A 15,279-nucleotide genomic window follows, 5' to 3' on the forward strand; every position below is an offset into this window, starting at 1 on the left:
CATCATATCAGGCGTCGGCTAAAGCTAGCTTGCGCCCACCAAAGGGCAATAAAAAGTAAGAAAATAGCAATCAATACAGCGGGGAGGCTGTCTTTTAATGAGCTAGTTCCGGCTAGCCAAGCGGCATTGTTACTGCCAAGGGTGAAGGGATTGTAGGCATCGATTCGTTTGAAAAGGCCTAACAGTAGCGTCCCGGCAAAAAAAATGGCAAAAAACAGTAAGCTTTGCAGGCCATTTTGCGCCAAGGCAGAGGTCACTAGTAAGCAAGCGCACAAGAGGAGGCCGTACAACCACAAGGGAACGACCCCTGCGGTCAAGTGCCGACTCAACTGATCGTCAAAAAAGTAGCGGGTATAACCGTAACAAATGCCAAAGGACAACCAGTAGCCTATAGTCCACGTGAGCATGAGATAGCCGGCTTTACCTAGGACTAAAGATTTTCGTTTCAGACCTAAAGGAAGTAGTGGCAGAAGTGTTCCTCGTTCCACTTCTCCGGCTAGGGTATCCCCATACAAGAGGACCAAGGCTAAGAGCCCAAACTGGCTGACATTTTTGAAAAATTGCCCCCAGGCGTCCAATGAAGTAGGTGCCGCCAAGGAGATGGAGCTTCCTTCTGGCAAGGCAGCTTTCGTGATTTCTGGGGTGAGCTTGGCAAAGAGTGGGGACATCATGCCCGCAGCCACAAAGAGCAGTAACAGTAAGAGTACCCGTTTGCGGCGCCAAGCTTCCAAATGTTCTTTTTGTAATTGAGCCGTAAGTTGTTTCATCATCCTTGCACCACCTTTAAGAAGACTTCTTCCAGACTAGGTTTGACCAATTCAAAGCGCTCTGGCATTAGCTTTGCTTCTGTGATGAGCTGTAACAGGTGTTGGCCGTCTTTTTGGTAATCAGCGACTGTCACGTGTAAGACCTGACGTTCTTCGGTGACGGCCCAGTTGTCCTTTTGCAAAAGCTCCATGAGACGCTGAGAGTCTTGGGCCTTAGGAAAATGAAGCTCGTACACATAGTGGCCGTGGGTATTTTTTAGCTCCGAAAGACTGCCGGCGAGGGCGATTTTTCCTTGATGCAAAATCGCCACATCATCACAAATGGCTTCCACATCCGTGAGCAAATGGGTGGAAAATAAAATCGTAGTCTGGCCTTTCAAACTTTGGAAAATCTCCAGAAAGGCTTTGCGGCCCAAGGGATCCAAAGCAGAAGTCGGCTCGTCACATATTAAGAGTTCAGGTTCATTTAAGAGGGCTTGGGCGAGTCCCAGCCGCTGCTTCATACCCCGAGAGTAGTTGCCAATGCGCTTGTTGACTCCCGTCAGCCCCACTTGTGCCAAGACCGCTTCACTGCGAGTTTTGATTTGTTCTCGACTCAGGCCGGCGATTTTGCCGGCATAGTGCAAGTATTCCCCAGCCCGCATATAAGGATAAAAACTGGGCACGTCTGGCAAGTAGCCGACTTTTTCTGGTAATACTTGACCAAATGTCACCGGATTTTGAAAAAGACTCACGCTACCGGAATCCGCTGCTAATAATCCTAAGAGAATCTTCAAAGTAGTGGTTTTCCCAGCGCCGTTTTCTCCCACAAAGCCGTAAATGCTTCCCGCGGGTACGGCTAAGTCCACCCCTTGCAAGATTTTCTTGCCACCAAATTGTTTCGTTACGTTTGCAAGAGTCAAAGCGTTCATTCTTCTTCTCCTTTTCCCAGGGCAAAGTACAGGATTGGCCCGATAAAGGAAAGAAGCGCTCCTACTAAAGTCCACAGTAATTTTGAACCCCGTTTGTAATGGGGATGGCGCCAGACATCGACTACCGTGTAGACAGCCAAACCTAGTTGTAAAATGATTAAAGGGAGTAAAACCGGTAAGTATTCTTGTAATTGGTTAATTTTCGTCATTGTTTGTTCCTCCTTCAAAGTCTTGCCAAATGTCGTGAATGTTTGCTAAAAGGGTTTCTTTGCTGGTGCCGTGGAGTTTGATTTCCGCTAAAAGCAGTGCCAAAGCTTGGCGGCTGGCCTGAGCTTCTTGTGCTTGAAAAGGCTCTGGCAAGCGTACCAAGGAACCTTTGCGGCGATCGGTAATCAGGTAACCCTCGTCTTTTAGCAGGTTATACGCCTTGGAGATGGTCATGGTATTGACCCCCAGCTCATCGGCTAACTGCCGCACCGTGGGCAAGGACTCTCCCGGCAAAAGCTCCTTTTTGGCGATGCCCAGAATCACTTGATCACGGAGCTGCTGATAGATGGGTGTGACCGACAAAGTATCGATTTCCAGTATCATGAATTCCCGCCTCTCTTTGTCTTGTTTGTATGACTAAGTGTAATACAAACAAGACAAAACTACAAGAGAAATCCCTCCAAGGAGAAGTTGTGAAGAATTTTCGCATTATTTGCACATTTATTGAATTTGACCAAAGGAAGGGGTAGAATGGGTATCGTAAGCGCCAGAGGTGAGGAACACAGCCTCGGGCTAGCAGTCGAAAGGATGAAGAACATGCCAGAAATTACACAAGAAATGACGGCAGAATTTGCCAAAACTTACGCAGCCAATGACAAACACCAAGTCGTAGCGCACAGCGTTATCAAAAACGGAATCACCGCTTCTGGGGAAAACATCGCCAGCCATGTGGAAAATGCACCAGTCTTTTCCATTGACCTTGCTACCGGTGCTGTTGCCAATCAAAAACAATCTGGTCGGTGCTGGATGTTTGCAGCGTTGAATACGTTCCGTCACAAAATGTTAAACAGCTTCAAACTAAAAGACTTCGAACTTTCCCAAAACTATACGTTCTTCTGGGACAAGTATGAAAAAGCCAATTACTTCTATGAAAATATCTTGGCTACCGCAGACCAAGATTTGACGAGCCGAGAAGTGGCCTTCTTATTGCAAATGCCACAACAAGACGGGGGCCAATGGGACATGATCGTCTCTATCTTCCAAAAATACGGCGTGGTGCCAAAGGCTGCAATGCCAGAAAGTACCAACTCTTCTAACTCCCGGGATTTGAACAACTACTTGAACAAAAAACTTCGGAAAGATGCCGTTACCTTGCGTGAAATGGTCGCAGCGGGCAAATCCGATGCCGACATTCAAAGTGCGAAAAAAGCCATGTTGGAAGAAATCTACAACTTCTTACGCATCTCTTTGGGAACACCGCCAGAAACTTTTGACTTTGAATATCGGGATGAAGATAAGAACTACCATATCGACCAAAACTTGACACCACAAACTTTCTTTGAAAAATACGTAGGGGTCAACTTGGATGATTACGTGAGCATCATCAACGCACCAACCGCTGACAAACCTTACGACAAATCCTACACCGTTTCCATGTTGGGGAACGTAGTAGGGGGCAAACAAGTCAAATACTTAAACGTGGACATGGACAGCTTTAAGAAATTGGCCATTGCGCAATTAGAAAGCGGCGAGTCTATCTGGTTCGGTTGTGATGTGGGTCAATCTTCTACCCGGGACTCCGGCATTATGGCCATGGATGCCTTTGATATTAATGGCTTGTTTGACATTGATTTTACTATGACCAAAGCTGAACGCTTAGACTACGGCGAAAGCTTGATGACTCATGCCATGGTCTTGACCGGTGTGGATGTAGTCGACGGTCAGTCTACTAAATGGAAAGTGGAAAACAGTTGGGGCGATAAAGTCGGCGAAAAAGGTTTCTTCGTTATGAGCGACGCCTGGATGGACGAATACACGTACCAAATCGTGATTAGAAAAGAATTCTTAAGCCCAGAACAACTAGCGGCTTTCGAAGCAGAACCAAAAGTCTTGGCGCCATGGGATCCAATGGGCGCTTTGGCGTAAGACAGACTCATAGAAAAAGTAGAACACCCCGGCGTTTTAACGTCGGGGTGTTTTTTGTCAAAACTCATGTAAAAAAGCAACCTTTCAGAAAACTTACACCCGTGAAAAGGCATATCCAAAGACATTTTTCTCATCTTTTGTTATACTTAACAACGTCACGAGGGCTTGGTGACAGGAAAAGACGGCAGTTTGGTGAGCTGTGGCCTTTTTTAGAACCAGCCCTCGAGTGAACTATTGAAGAATGGTCACTGGGAACCTTTACTTCCTTTGACGGACTTGTCATACTATTTTGAAAGGATGTTATTCTATGACAACTCTGCTCATCGTACTAATTCTCGCCGTGTTCGTGGCGGCGCTGTATGTCTTTTATCGCATGCAGCAAAAACACGTGAAATTCTCCACCCGCGTTTTCACCGCACTTTTTGCCGGAATCGTTTTTGGCGGTTTGTTGCAACTGATCTTTGGCACTAAGGACACGGTCGTTACCACGTCCTTGGAATGGATGGGCATCGTCGGCAACGGCTATGTGGCCTTCTTACAGATGCTGGTTATGCCTTTGGTCTTTGTCTCCATCGTAGGGGCCTTTACCCGCATGAAAGAATCCAGTAAGCTGGGGAAAATCAGTTTTTCTGTTTTGGCGATTCTTTTATCCACAACGGCTGTGGCGGCTTTAATCGGGATTGGCAGCACCATGCTTTTCGGTCTTGACGGTGCGTCTTTCACGGAAGGCGCGGCGGAAACAGCCCGAATCGCGGAACTAGCCGAGCGGCAAGCCCAAGTACAAGACTTGTCGATTCCAGAACAAATCTTGTCCTTTATTCCTAAAAATGTCTTTGCCGACTTAGCCGGTACCCGTTCCACGAGTACCATTGCCGTGGTAATCTTTGCGGCGTTTGTGGGTGTGGCTTATCTGGGTGTGAAACGCAAAGCGCCGAAAGAAGCCCAAACCTTTGCGGATTTAATGGACAGTTTGTACAAAATCGTGATGCGAATCGTGACCTTGGTCTTGCGCTTAACGCCTTATGGGGTCTTCGCTTTAATGACCAACGTCTTGGCTTCCAGTGATTTCGATGCGATTTTGAATCTGGCGAAGTTTGTGCTGGCTTCTTATGCGGCGCTAATCGTGGTAATGCTGGTACATCTCTTGCTGTTAGCCGGGGTCAAAGTCAGTCCAGTCACGTACTTGAAAAAGGCGTTACCGACATTGAGTTTTGCCTTTACTTCCCGGTCTTCTGCGGGCACCATACCACTAAATATCGAAACCCAAACCAAAGCCTTTGGGGTGGACGACGCTACGGCGAACTTTGCTGCTAGTTTTGGCATCTCCATTGGGCAAAACGGATGTGCCGGTGTTTACCCAGCCATGCTTGCGACGATCGTAGCACCGACTGTGGGTGTGAATGTCTTCAGTTGGGAATTCATCTTGATGTTGGTTGCTGTCGTGACCATCAGTTCCTTTGGGGTAGCTGGTGTCGGTGGCGGGGCAACCTTTGCTTCCTTAATCGTCTTAGGCTCTATGAACTTGCCAATCGCCATCGTCGGCTTGGTAATTTCCGTGGAACCGTTGATCGACATGGCTCGGACTGCCATTAATGTTTCCGATAGCATGGTAGCCGGTATCGTTACGAGTGCCCGCTTAAACGACTTGGATCGCGACGTGTTACACGATCCAGCGGCGGTCATTGACGCTCAATAATTTGCTAAATCAAACTCACCAGTAATAAAGTCTAGAAGGAGTGATTCCTTTTAGGCTTTTTTGCTTTAGACGCAGGAAAGGCATTCTGCTATACTCAATAGTACAAGGTAAGGAGGGGACAGGATGGACAGAATATTGCACGTAAAAGGCGCGGCGAACGTCCGAGATTTAGGAGGCTATGTCAGCCAAAGCGGGGAAAAGAGCGCTAAGGTCCGCTATCAGAAGGTGATTCGTTCTGCGGGCATTCAAGATTTGACGCCGGCAGACCAGACCTTATTAGCAGAGTATGGCGTGACCAAAGTGGTGGATTTTCGTTCGGCAAAAGAGCGAAGCGCGGCACCGGATGCCGAGATTTTACAAGCGGAAAATATCTTTTTGCCGATTTTTCCTGAGCAAACTACCACTTCGGCGGCTCCCGGCACCCTCTTTGAACAGATTCAAGCGGGGCTCGATGCGGCTACGCAAATGCGCTCGGTTTACCGGCATTTCGTGGAAGAAGCGTACTCCAGACAAGCGTATCGGCGCTTTTTTGAGATTCTTTTGGCAAATGAAGCACCTGACTCCGGCGTTTTGTTTCACTGCACCGCAGGAAAAGACCGCACCGGCTTTGGGGCAGCCTTAGTCTTGGCGGGACTGGAAGTCGATCGTCAGACGATTTTAGACAATTATTTGGAAACCAATCCTAATCTGACGCAAACCTTGCAGCAGATGTTGGATCAAGCTCAAAAAGAAGGGGCCCCGGACTATCTGTTGGCGGGAATCAAAGACTTAATGGCGGCGCGAGCAGATTATTTAGGGGAAAGTTACGCTGCCATTCAAGAGCATTACGGGGATGTGGCCGGCTTCTTTCATGAAGGGCTAGGCTTGTCACACCAAGATTTGTTGGATTTTCGTCGGTTGTATCGGGAGTAAAAAGGAGGAAGCAGCATGGGAGTCAGGCAGGTTATGGCACAGCTAAACTTGGATGGGCAAGTGCTGCCCATTGCGGGAGGAGATGTCAATCAGAACTTCCGGATCAATACCTCAGAGAGCAGTTATTTCATAAAGTTACAACCCAATGGTCGGCCGGATTTTTTTTCTGCCGAAGTCGATGGACTCGCGGCTCTAGCGCCTTTTGTGCGGGTGCCAAAAGTCTATGACTGGGGCCAAGCGGATCAAGATAGTTATTTACTAATGGAATGGCTGGAGCCGGAAGCCGGCAGTCAAGCAGAGTTGGCCCGAGCATTGGCTCAGGTTCACCGGCAGACAGCGGAGACTTTTGGCTGGCCGGAAGACAATTTCATGGGCATCTTGCCTCAAGTGAATGCCCAAACGGACGACTGGCCACTGTTTTTTATTACCTGTCGCTTGGATGTCCAGGTGGAGTTAGCCAAGTTACACAATGTTTGGCATGACAAGCGTGAAGCCCACTACTTGCGCTTAAAGGAATTTATCCAAAAAGACTGGGCGCCTCGCACAGTGACTCCTAGTCTGCTTCATGGAGATTTTTGGTCGGGAAATGTGTTGTTTTCTAAGGGCAAAGTGGTCTTTTTGGATCCGGCAGTCAGCTTTGGGGATCGAGAGTTGGACATCGCCATGAGTCAGCTCTTCGGTGGCTTTACGGACGAATTTTTGGCGACTTATTTGGCGGAGTTTCCCTTGCCAGAAGGCTGGGAAGCCCGGCAGCCGATTTATCAGTTGTATTATTTATTGGTTCACTTGAATCAATTTGGGGAAAGTTACGGATCGCAAGTGGATCGGATTTTGCAGAATTTTTAGGGTGCATTGAAGGAGGAACAATTTTTTGGGAAAGAAATATGGAGAAAAACACAAGGTCGGTTATTACGAGTGTGACGTGACCGGACACATGACCCAGCCGGCGATGTTGGCGGTGGCCATTGAGATTTCAGAAGCCCAAAGTGCAGCTTTAGGCCGGGATTCTCATTTTGTCCAAAGCCTTGGGGTGACTTGGATTATCACCAATTATCAAATTACGTATAACCGTTTGCCACGGGCTTTGGAGACCATCACCGTTTCCACCATGGCCATGGAATACAACAAATTTTTCTGTTATCGGAATTTTTGGTTGGAAGACGAAGCGGGCAATGAGCTAGTGAAAATCGAGGCGGTTTTTGCGTTGATGGACTTAAACACGCGGAAAGTGGCCACGGTTTCTGATGAAATCATCGCTCCTTACGGCAGTGAAAAGGTCAAAAAGATTCGTCGCTATCCGAAACTGGCTAAAGTAGAAGCAGAAAAAGGTGCTTCTCAGCCATATCGGGTGCGCTTTTACGACATTGACAACAACCATCACGTGAACAATTCCGTTTACTTTACTTGGATTTTCGATGTGTTAGGCTACGACTTTTTAAGCAGCCACACGCCGCTGTCTACCGCCATTCGCTTCGAAAAAGAAGTGGAGTACGGCAATCAAGTGGAAAGCCATTACCAAATTGTGGAAACCGCTGAGGGGACTATCGAAACCCGCCACGAGATTCGTTGTGGCGACGTGGTCTGCTGTGAAGCCAATATTGTGTGGCAAAAAGCATGAGTGACACTTTACGGCAGCGTCCGGGAACCCCTGACGACTACGCCACTCTCTTAGCTTTATGGGAACGCTCGGTAATCGCCACCCATGATTTTTTGGAAGAGGCGGATCGCTTGTTTTACAAAGAGCAGATTACTCAGTATTTTGGGCAAGTTTCCTTGATCCTTTGGTATGACCAAGAGCGGTTAATTGGTTTTAGTGGCACCCATGGACAGGATTTGGAGATGCTTTTTTTGGAGCCAGCGGCAATCGGACACGGCTACGGCAGCGCAATCTTGCAGTGGCTGGTGAATCACGCAGATATCCAGCGAATCGATGTCAATCGGCAAAATAAACGGGCCAAGGATTTTTATTTAGCGCACGGCTTTCAAATCGTCGGTGAAACTCCAAAAGACGGCTGGGGCAAACCCTATCCTTTATTGCATTTACAAAGAAGCGAATGAATGCTAAAGAAAGCTAAAAAAACGCTGAACCTGTGATTTCAGAGGTTCAGCGTCTTTTTAGTTCTTTTCCCAAGTCATCAAATATTCTTTTTCCCCGGTGGCTTCATCCACTTGACTGTTGCCAATGATAAACCCGTGATGCTGGTAAAAACGGATAGCCCGTTGATTTTTTCGATAGACGGCTAAGGTTAAGCGCTTATGAGTAGTTTGCAAGTGAGCCACAAGTTTGCCACCTACGCCTTGGCCTTGCGCCTTAGCATCTACGAATAAACCGGCGATGTAGTCGTCAACCAGACCGAGAAAGCCGAGAAGGGTATTGTTTTCTTCAGCGACCCACAGTTGACTTTCACTCATTGCTTGGCGCACTTCAGCTTCATGTGCGTGCCAAAAGCTGGCTGAGATATAGTCGTGGGCGGCGAGATTGCCGGTTAGCCACAGGTCCATAATGACATCTAAATCGGCGGGGGATGCAGGGCGAATGGTAAGTGTCACCAGATTTTTTCCTCCTTTGTTGCGATGGAAGCGAGAGCAGGCAGTCAGCCCTCAGCTTTCCATAAAATGTACCAATTCCTTACGATTTAAGTCCCGATTTAAAGCGACCAAAAGTTTTAGCCGGGCTTTTTGGGAGTTGATGCTGTTGCAGAAGATGACCCCCATGTCTTGGAGCTGTTGGCCACCACCGTCGTAATCATAAACCGGTTCGGCGATGCCGTTGAAACAACGGGACACCAAGACTACCGGAAGCCCTGAGGCCAAGATTTTTTGCAATGGAGGCAAGGTTGCCGGGGGCAGATTACCGGCGCCTAATGCTTCTACGACTAAGCCATCCATGGCCGTCTGAGACAAAGCCTCCAAAAAGTCCCCTTGCATTCCCGCATAGGCTTTAATAATCGGCACTAAACCTTGCATTTGGTCCACATCCAGACGAGGTATCTCTAGTAATTCTTGCAAAAAGAGAATCCGTTTTTTTGACACCAAACCAATCGGTCCCAAGGTCGGGGTGCGGAAGGTGGCGACGTTTGTAGTATGGGTCTTCGTAACGTAACGAGCGGAGTGAATCTCGTCATTCATGACCACCAAAACGCCTTTATCTATCGCTTCAGGACACGCCGCCACGCGAATGGCACTTTCAAAATTGTATAAGCCGTCACTGCCCAGTTCATTGGAAGAACGCATGGCACCGGTAATGACAATCGGCATCAGGTTGCCAATGGTGGTATCCAAGAAAAAGGCCGTTTCTTCTAGGGTATCCGTGCCGTGGGTGATGACGATTCCCGCAAAACCTGCCAATTTTGCCAGTTGGATGCGTTCTTTTAGTTGGAGCATTTCTTGGGGAGTGATGTGAGGACTGGGGAGATTAAAGATGTCTTCTACTACCAGTTCCACATCCATCGGCACCGTAATTGGGGCGGAGAGTAGCGGATTGCTAGCGCCGGGCGCGACTTTTTTCGTTAAAGAATCCTCCTGCATGGCAATCGTGCCACCGGTGTGAAGGACTAAAATTCGTTTCATAGGATTCACCTGCTTTGTCAGTTTTCAGTGCCATTGTAGCACGAAATCCGCAGATTAGGGGAACCCAGCTGTTTTCTAGAGGAGCTTTCCCCTGTTATTTGGCGTAACTTTTGATAAGATAGATGAAAGGAGGGGGTTACGTGATTAAAGCGATTTTTTTTGATATCGATGGGACATTGCTGACCTCCATGGGCAAAGTGCTCCCCAGTACCAAGGAGGCCATTGCCCAAGCCCAGGCCAAAGGCATCTATGTCGGGGTCGCCACCGGTCGTGGACCCGCGCAAGTGAACCATCTTTTAGGCGAGTTAGACTTAGATATTTGCGTGACTTATAACGGCCAGTTGGTCTACACGAAAGACAAGGAACTCTACACGCGGCCCTTTGGCAAATTCGCCTTGGATCAGATTATCAACTATGCGGATGAAAAAGACTTATCCTTAAGCTTTGGTGCGGCGGATCAAGTCACCGGTAGTCGGCTGATGAATTTGGGCCAGTCCGCCATTGCCCAGCGTTTAGTCCGCTTTTTACCCAAACGCTTTCCCGTGAAACCGGTGAAAAAACTCTTACAAGCCGGGCACTTTTATCGTTCCAAGACCCATTACCAAGATATGCCGATTTTAAAAGAGCCGATTTATCAGTGTATGCTCTTTAATCCCGAGTCCGAAGATCCCAAGGTAGGGGCGGCGTTGAGCCAGTGTGATCTTTTGCGCTCCAATCACTTTTCCGTGGATTTAGTACCAAAAGGGGGCTCGAAATTTCACGGCATCCAAGTTTTTTTGGCAGAAAAAGGACTGCAGTCTGAAGACGTGATCGCTTTTGGGGATCACCAAAATGACATTGAAATGCTCAAAGGTGTAGGGATTGGCGTGGCCATGGGCAACGGCAAACGGGCTGCCAAGGAAGCCGCGGACTACGTGACGGCTTCCAATAACTTAGACGGTATCGCCAAAGCGTTAGCACACTTTGAGATTATTTAGGAGGAATTCTTTTGGCACAACAATCGGAAAATCAACTGACGCCATTTGAGATGGCCGAGGCCTTTCATGACATTTTTGATCCACGAAAACCGGATGTACCCACTGCTTTTACTGCAAAAGAGGCACTTCATCGGGCTGATTTTAAAGCAGAAGAGTTGGTGGAGTTTCTCTATGCCGCAGCCCAAGATCACAAGGAGTTCGATCAATTAGTGCAAGGACTCCACGAAGCATTGGACAAAGCTCAAAGGAAGGTGCTGGCTAAAGAATCAACGGCCAAGACGGATCCTTTGGTGGCCCAAGCCGATGCTTTAGTGGATTTGTTGTACTTGACCTATGGCAGTTTTTCTTTAATGGGCGTGGATCCGGCACCGATTATGGCCATTGTTCACGAAGCAAATCTGGCCAAACGCTTCCCAGACGGAGAGCCTCATTACGATCCGGTGACTAATAAAGTCTTGAAGCCGGAAAACTGGAACAGAGATTTCGCACCAGAAGAAAAGATTGCAGCAGAAATCGCCCGGCAACGAGAAGTAAAAGAACAGGGCTTGTGATCCGACATCAGGAGATTTTAGACAGCAAAAAGGACCGGGACAATTTGTCTCGGTCCTTTGCTCTTTAATCAAAAAACGTGTAGTACAAGGTGCGAATCGCTAGTTTTTCTTGTTCTTTATGAATTCCGAACATGATCGAAACCTCGGAGGAACCTTGGTTGATCATTTCTAAGTTGATGCGTTTACGAGCCAGGGCGGCGGTGCTTTCCGCGGTAATCCCGACACGTTGGCGCATACCTTCGCCGACGACCATAATCATGGACAAATCGTGGGTGATTCGCAATTCGTCGGGATCGATTTCGTAGGCGATTTTGCGCATGAGTTGTTCTTGTAAGTCATCGTCCAGTTGGTTGCTGCGGATGACGATGGAAATGTCGTCGATTCCAGAAGGCATGTGTTCATAGCCAATGCCGAATTCTTCCAAGATTGTCAAAACTCGCCGGGTGAAGCCGATTTCTCTATTCATTAGATACTTGCTGATGTAAATCATGCTGAAGCCTTCGTCACTGGCAATGCCCACCACGGGTTTTTCGGTCAAATCCCGCTCTGGAATGATCTTCGTGCCGCGGCAGTTGGGATTGTTAGTGTTTTTAATCACCACGGGAATCTTCGCCCGAAACGAAGGCATTAAAGCTTCATCGTGGAAGACGGTAAAGCCTGCATAAGCTAATTCCCGCATTTCCCGATAGGTCAGTTCCTTCATGATTTCCGGTTTGTGCACATAGCCAGGATGCGCGGCGAAAATTCCGTCCACGTCCGTGAAGTTTTCGTAGAGATCAGCTTTGACGCCGGCAGCCACGATGGAACCGCTAATGTCAGAACCTCCCCGGGAGAAGGTGCAAATATTGCCCTCTTCGGTGTAGCCAAAGAAGCCCGGAATCACCAAGACCCCATCAGGCTGGGCCCATTTTTTGATTTGATTGTAGGCTTTGTAAAGGACCCGGGCATTTCCCGGTTCATCAGAGACCAACATGCCTAAATCCCGAGGGTTCACGTAACGAGCGGTGACTCCTTGGGCTTGCAGAATCCCTGCAATTAGTTTCGCATTATTGTCTTCCCCCCGGGACAAAATGTGGTCGTACAGGTGTGGATTGTTTTCAATTGGTAGGGCGGCTATGGACTCCAAGTCGATGCGAATCGCCGCCAAGTGTTCCTCGCCAATCTCAAAGGCTTCCCCAATCTCCAAGTAGCGAGCAAAAATCTCTTCTACCAATGGTGTCAAACTCCGATGAGCCAGTTTGGCTTCATAGAGTTGAATCAATAAATCCGTGACTTTAATGTCCTCCGTTGACCGCTTGCCTGGTGCCGAGACCACCACAAAGCGTCGTTGTGGATCATCTTTGACGATGGCGACGACTTTTGCAACTTGTTCACTGGATGCCAGCGAACTTCCCCCAAACTTGATGACTTTCATCCAATCTCCCCTTTTGCCAGCGCTCCCCGTAATCAGTAGCTGGTGTTGTATTATGGTTAAGAGTACAAAAATCCTAGGCAAAAAGCAAGGCATATCCGATGAATAGTGAGAAAATTTCGAATTGTAGTCGTTTCTGTGTCATTTTTCCCGAAAAAAAGTCTAGGTTTGTTGTCCAAAGGAGGCAAAAGACGACCGTTCCTCTGGTAAAAAGCCGAAACTTTTTTTTGAATCTTAATGTTTCACTAAAACCTTTATGCTATAATCTAGCGTAGATGCCTTTTCCCTTGTGGCGAATTTGGCCAGGAAAAGCGTTTTACTACCTATCTATATAAATTCACCCATGACTGGGATTGAACGAGATACTTTAAATGCGGAGGAGACCATCCATGTCTACACAAATTATCGCCGGAATCATCATTTTCATCATCGTGGTTGCTGCCATCTTATACGGTGTCGGTTATTTTATGCGAAAGAAAAACCAAGAAAAACTGCAACAATTGGAAAAGCGGCGAGAAGATCTGTTTGATTTACCCGTTTTAGAAGAAGTGGACGACGTGAAGAAGATGCATTTGGTGGGACAAAGCCAAAACACCTTCCGAGAATGGAATCAAAAATGGACCGACATTTCCACCAGCTCTTTTGCGGAATTGGAAAGTCAGATCTTTGAAGTCGAAAGCCTGAATGAAACATTCCGCTTTGTCAAAGCCAAAAATGCCATCGGGGATGCGGAAGCGACCATGAACCAGATGGAAACGGAAGTGGAAGAAGTCCGGGCCGGTTTACGGGAATTACGGGAAAGCGAAGAGCGCAATTCCTTGGAAGTCCAAAAAGCTCTGGATGTTTATGAAGAGTTGAAAACGGAATTGCGGGAAAACGGCGAAGCATACGGACCGGCCTATTCCGAATTGCAAAAGCAGTTGAAAAATGTGGAAATCGAGTTTACCCAGTTTGTGACTTTGAATACTTCCGGTGATCCAGTGGAAGCAAGAGAAGTTTTGGAACAAGCCGAAACACACACGTATCAGTTGCAAGACTTGATGAAGCGCGTGCCAGCGATTTATGAAGAGCTAAGCACCGATTTCCCAAATCAATTGAAAGAAATCAAAGAAGGCTACAAGAAATTACTGGCAGACGACTATGTCTTCCCTGAAGAAAACTTTATGGGAGATATCGAGCGGGTAGAAAAACGGGTGGAAACTTCGAAAGCCGACTTGGCTAAGACAGAAGTTCAAACCGTGGAACTAGCAAACCGAGATACAGCTCATGCCATTGACGATTTGTATAATGTCATGGAGCGGGAAATCAACGCTCGCAAATACGTGCGGAAGAATCGCTCAGTGATTGAAGAGTACATTCAACACGCAAATAAAAACAACCGTCAACTCTTAATCGAAATCGATCATACCGCTCAAAGCTATACATTGAATCACAATGAACTAGGCAAGGTTCGTGGCTTCCAACAAGAAATCGACGAATTGAACCGCCGAAAAAATGAAATCAATCCACTGATGGATGCCAACAACATTCCTTACTCCGAAGTCCAAGCTTTCTACAAAGACGGCTACAAGATTTTAGACGATGTGGAAACCCAACAAGTGGTCATCGACACAGGGTTGCGGGAACTACGTCAAGGAGAAAGCGACGCCCAAGCCAAGGTGGAACAATTCGAATTCCGCTTACGGAACTTGAAACGCTACGTGGAAAAACAACGCTTGCCTGGACTTCCTGGAGATTACTTGGAATACTTCTTCATGGTAACCGACCGGGTGGAAGACTTGAGCAAAGCATTGAATAAGATTCGCGTCAATATGGTAGAAGTCAACGAATTGGTAGCAGCTTGTGAAGCAGACATTAAGCAGTTGGAAGTAAAAACCAACGACTTAGTGGACGCGGCAGCTTTAACCGAGCAAATGATGCAATATGCCAACCGTTACCGTCATTCTCACCCAGAGGTCAAAGCGGCTATCGACCACAGCCTGGCACTCTTCCAAAGAGACTACAAGTACCAAGCGGCTTTGGATGAAATCGGCCAAGCCTTAGAACGAGTAGAACCGGGCGCTTTCAAACGCATCGAAACCTTCTACTTCAACAATCGGGATTTAGTATAAAAAACAAAGAAAAGCCAGAAACCTGAAAAGAGGTTTTTGGCTTTTTTGTTTGCTATAGGTTAACTCATAAAACGAAGAAAACACCTAATAGGCCTACTACTAGCTAAAAAGGATGATACCTTACCCTAGGGGATTTCAGAAAAAGCGGTTGACGCACTGGGCTAGTTGCCCTATAATTCAAATAGCACAATGAGGTGCCCTAAAAATGATGAGCAATGAAGCTCCTTAATAAAACACGAA

General features: G+C 47.4%; 16 protein-coding genes. 9 read left to right on the forward strand and 7 right to left on the reverse strand.

Annotated elements, in window-relative coordinates:
- Positions 1-2 precede the first annotated feature (2 nt).
- The 4 genes from I579_RS06805 to I579_RS06820 are packed head-to-tail and all read right to left on the reverse strand — an operon-like array spanning position 3 to position 2,269.
- The gene (locus tag I579_RS06805) at positions 3-770 is read right to left on the reverse strand and encodes an ABC transporter permease subunit (protein WP_051091754.1); all 768 of its coding nucleotides are present in this window, start codon (positions 768-770) and stop codon (positions 3-5) included.
- Positions 767-1,678, reverse strand: coding sequence for an ABC transporter ATP-binding protein (locus I579_RS06810; protein ID WP_010754344.1), 912 nt, complete (start codon positions 1,676-1,678; stop codon positions 767-769). The genes I579_RS06805 and I579_RS06810 overlap by 4 nt, the downstream gene beginning before the upstream one ends.
- Positions 1,675-1,887 (reverse strand): PLD nuclease N-terminal domain-containing protein, encoded by a 213-nt coding sequence (locus I579_RS06815; protein ID WP_010754343.1) that lies wholly within the window; start codon positions 1,885-1,887, stop codon positions 1,675-1,677. Before I579_RS06815 ends, I579_RS06810 begins: the two co-directional genes overlap by 4 nt.
- The gene (locus I579_RS06820) at positions 1,874-2,269 is read right to left on the reverse strand and encodes a GntR family transcriptional regulator (RefSeq protein WP_010754342.1); all 396 of its coding nucleotides are present in this window, start codon (positions 2,267-2,269) and stop codon (positions 1,874-1,876) included. Before I579_RS06820 ends, I579_RS06815 begins: the two co-directional genes overlap by 14 nt.
- A gap of 213 nt (positions 2,270-2,482) precedes the next feature.
- Here I579_RS06820 and I579_RS06825 point away from each other — a divergent pair, with 213 nt between their 5' ends.
- From I579_RS06825 to I579_RS06850, 6 genes are all read left to right on the forward strand, one after another.
- Entirely contained in the window at positions 2,483-3,811 is a 1,329-nt protein-coding gene (locus I579_RS06825; protein WP_034810456.1) for a C1 family peptidase, read from the forward strand.
- A gap of 307 nt (positions 3,812-4,118) precedes the next feature.
- On the forward strand, positions 4,119-5,507 hold the full coding sequence (locus I579_RS06830; protein WP_010754340.1) for an L-cystine transporter: 1,389 nt from the start codon (positions 4,119-4,121) through the stop codon (positions 5,505-5,507).
- Positions 5,508-5,630: 123 nt separating this feature from the next.
- Positions 5,631-6,419 (forward strand): tyrosine-protein phosphatase, encoded by a 789-nt coding sequence (locus I579_RS06835; protein ID WP_010754339.1) that lies wholly within the window; start codon positions 5,631-5,633, stop codon positions 6,417-6,419.
- A 15-nt stretch (positions 6,420-6,434) separates the two neighbouring features.
- Positions 6,435-7,265: a fructosamine kinase family protein gene (locus I579_RS06840; RefSeq protein ID WP_010754338.1), complete on the forward strand. Its 831-nt coding sequence runs from the start codon at positions 6,435-6,437 to the stop codon at positions 7,263-7,265.
- A 25-nt stretch (positions 7,266-7,290) separates the two neighbouring features.
- Complete coding sequence (locus I579_RS06845) at positions 7,291-8,037, forward strand: acyl-ACP thioesterase domain-containing protein (protein ID WP_010754337.1); 747 nt, start codon at positions 7,291-7,293, stop codon at positions 8,035-8,037.
- A complete protein-coding gene (locus tag I579_RS06850) occupies positions 8,034-8,477 on the forward strand; it encodes a GNAT family N-acetyltransferase (RefSeq protein WP_010754336.1) in 444 nt (147 codons plus the stop codon). The genes I579_RS06845 and I579_RS06850 overlap by 4 nt, the downstream gene beginning before the upstream one ends.
- Before the next feature lie 57 nt (positions 8,478-8,534).
- Here I579_RS06850 and I579_RS06855 read toward each other — a convergent pair whose 3' ends face one another.
- Together I579_RS06855 and I579_RS06860 are read right to left on the reverse strand one after the other, a co-directional pair.
- Entirely contained in the window at positions 8,535-8,969 is a 435-nt protein-coding gene (locus I579_RS06855) for an N-acetyltransferase (RefSeq protein ID WP_010754335.1), read from the reverse strand.
- Between the two features lie 51 nt (positions 8,970-9,020).
- A complete protein-coding gene (locus I579_RS06860) occupies positions 9,021-9,989 on the reverse strand; it encodes an asparaginase (protein WP_010754334.1) in 969 nt (322 codons plus the stop codon).
- Positions 9,990-10,129: 140 nt separating this feature from the next.
- Between I579_RS06860 and I579_RS06865 the strand changes: the two genes are divergently transcribed.
- Positions 10,130-10,966, forward strand: a complete 837-nt coding sequence (locus I579_RS06865) for a Cof-type HAD-IIB family hydrolase (RefSeq protein WP_010754333.1) — start codon at positions 10,130-10,132, stop codon at positions 10,964-10,966.
- A gap of 50 nt (positions 10,967-11,016) precedes the next feature.
- The gene (locus I579_RS06870) at positions 11,017-11,517 is read left to right on the forward strand and encodes a pyrophosphohydrolase domain-containing protein (protein ID WP_051091766.1); all 501 of its coding nucleotides are present in this window, start codon (positions 11,017-11,019) and stop codon (positions 11,515-11,517) included.
- Between the two features lie 64 nt (positions 11,518-11,581).
- Here I579_RS06870 and I579_RS06875 read toward each other — a convergent pair whose 3' ends face one another.
- The gene (locus tag I579_RS06875; RefSeq protein ID WP_010754331.1) at positions 11,582-12,931 is read right to left on the reverse strand and encodes an aspartate kinase; all 1,350 of its coding nucleotides are present in this window, start codon (positions 12,929-12,931) and stop codon (positions 11,582-11,584) included.
- A 386-nt stretch (positions 12,932-13,317) separates the two neighbouring features.
- Between I579_RS06875 and I579_RS06880 the strand changes: the two genes are divergently transcribed.
- A complete protein-coding gene (locus tag I579_RS06880; protein WP_010754330.1) occupies positions 13,318-15,039 on the forward strand; it encodes a septation ring formation regulator EzrA in 1,722 nt (573 codons plus the stop codon).
- Positions 15,040-15,279: the final 240 nt, after the last annotated feature.

This window comes from Enterococcus asini ATCC 700915 (genome assembly GCF_000407365.1).
GTDB classification, from domain to species: domain Bacteria; phylum Bacillota; class Bacilli; order Lactobacillales; family Enterococcaceae; genus Enterococcus_C; species Enterococcus_C asini.

What these genes read in the sequence shown, in the direction of transcription:
- I579_RS06815 (WP_010754343.1), bottom strand. Translation starts at nt 1,887, where the DNA reads ATGACGAAAATTAACCAATTACAAGAATACTTACCGGTTTTACTCCCT.
- I579_RS06835 (WP_010754339.1), top strand. Translation starts at nt 5,631, where the DNA reads ATGGACAGAATATTGCACGTAAAAGGCGCGGCGAACGTCCGAGATTTA.
- I579_RS06880 (WP_010754330.1), top strand. Translation starts at nt 13,318, where the DNA reads ATGTCTACACAAATTATCGCCGGAATCATCATTTTCATCATCGTGGTT.
- I579_RS06805 (WP_051091754.1), bottom strand. Translation starts at nt 770, where the DNA reads ATGATGAAACAACTTACGGCTCAATTACAAAAAGAACATTTGGAAGCT.
- I579_RS06810 (WP_010754344.1), bottom strand. Translation starts at nt 1,678, where the DNA reads ATGAACGCTTTGACTCTTGCAAACGTAACGAAACAATTTGGTGGCAAG.
- I579_RS06825 (WP_034810456.1), top strand. Translation starts at nt 2,483, where the DNA reads ATGCCAGAAATTACACAAGAAATGACGGCAGAATTTGCCAAAACTTAC.
- I579_RS06850 (WP_010754336.1), top strand. Translation starts at nt 8,034, where the DNA reads ATGAGTGACACTTTACGGCAGCGTCCGGGAACCCCTGACGACTACGCC.
- I579_RS06860 (WP_010754334.1), bottom strand. Translation starts at nt 9,989, where the DNA reads ATGAAACGAATTTTAGTCCTTCACACCGGTGGCACGATTGCCATGCAG.
- I579_RS06875 (WP_010754331.1), bottom strand. Translation starts at nt 12,931, where the DNA reads ATGAAAGTCATCAAGTTTGGGGGAAGTTCGCTGGCATCCAGTGAACAA.
- I579_RS06820 (WP_010754342.1), bottom strand. Translation starts at nt 2,269, where the DNA reads ATGATACTGGAAATCGATACTTTGTCGGTCACACCCATCTATCAGCAG.
- I579_RS06840 (WP_010754338.1), top strand. Translation starts at nt 6,435, where the DNA reads ATGGGAGTCAGGCAGGTTATGGCACAGCTAAACTTGGATGGGCAAGTG.
- I579_RS06870 (WP_051091766.1), top strand. Translation starts at nt 11,017, where the DNA reads ATGGCCGAGGCCTTTCATGACATTTTTGATCCACGAAAACCGGATGTA.
- I579_RS06830 (WP_010754340.1), top strand. Translation starts at nt 4,119, where the DNA reads ATGACAACTCTGCTCATCGTACTAATTCTCGCCGTGTTCGTGGCGGCG.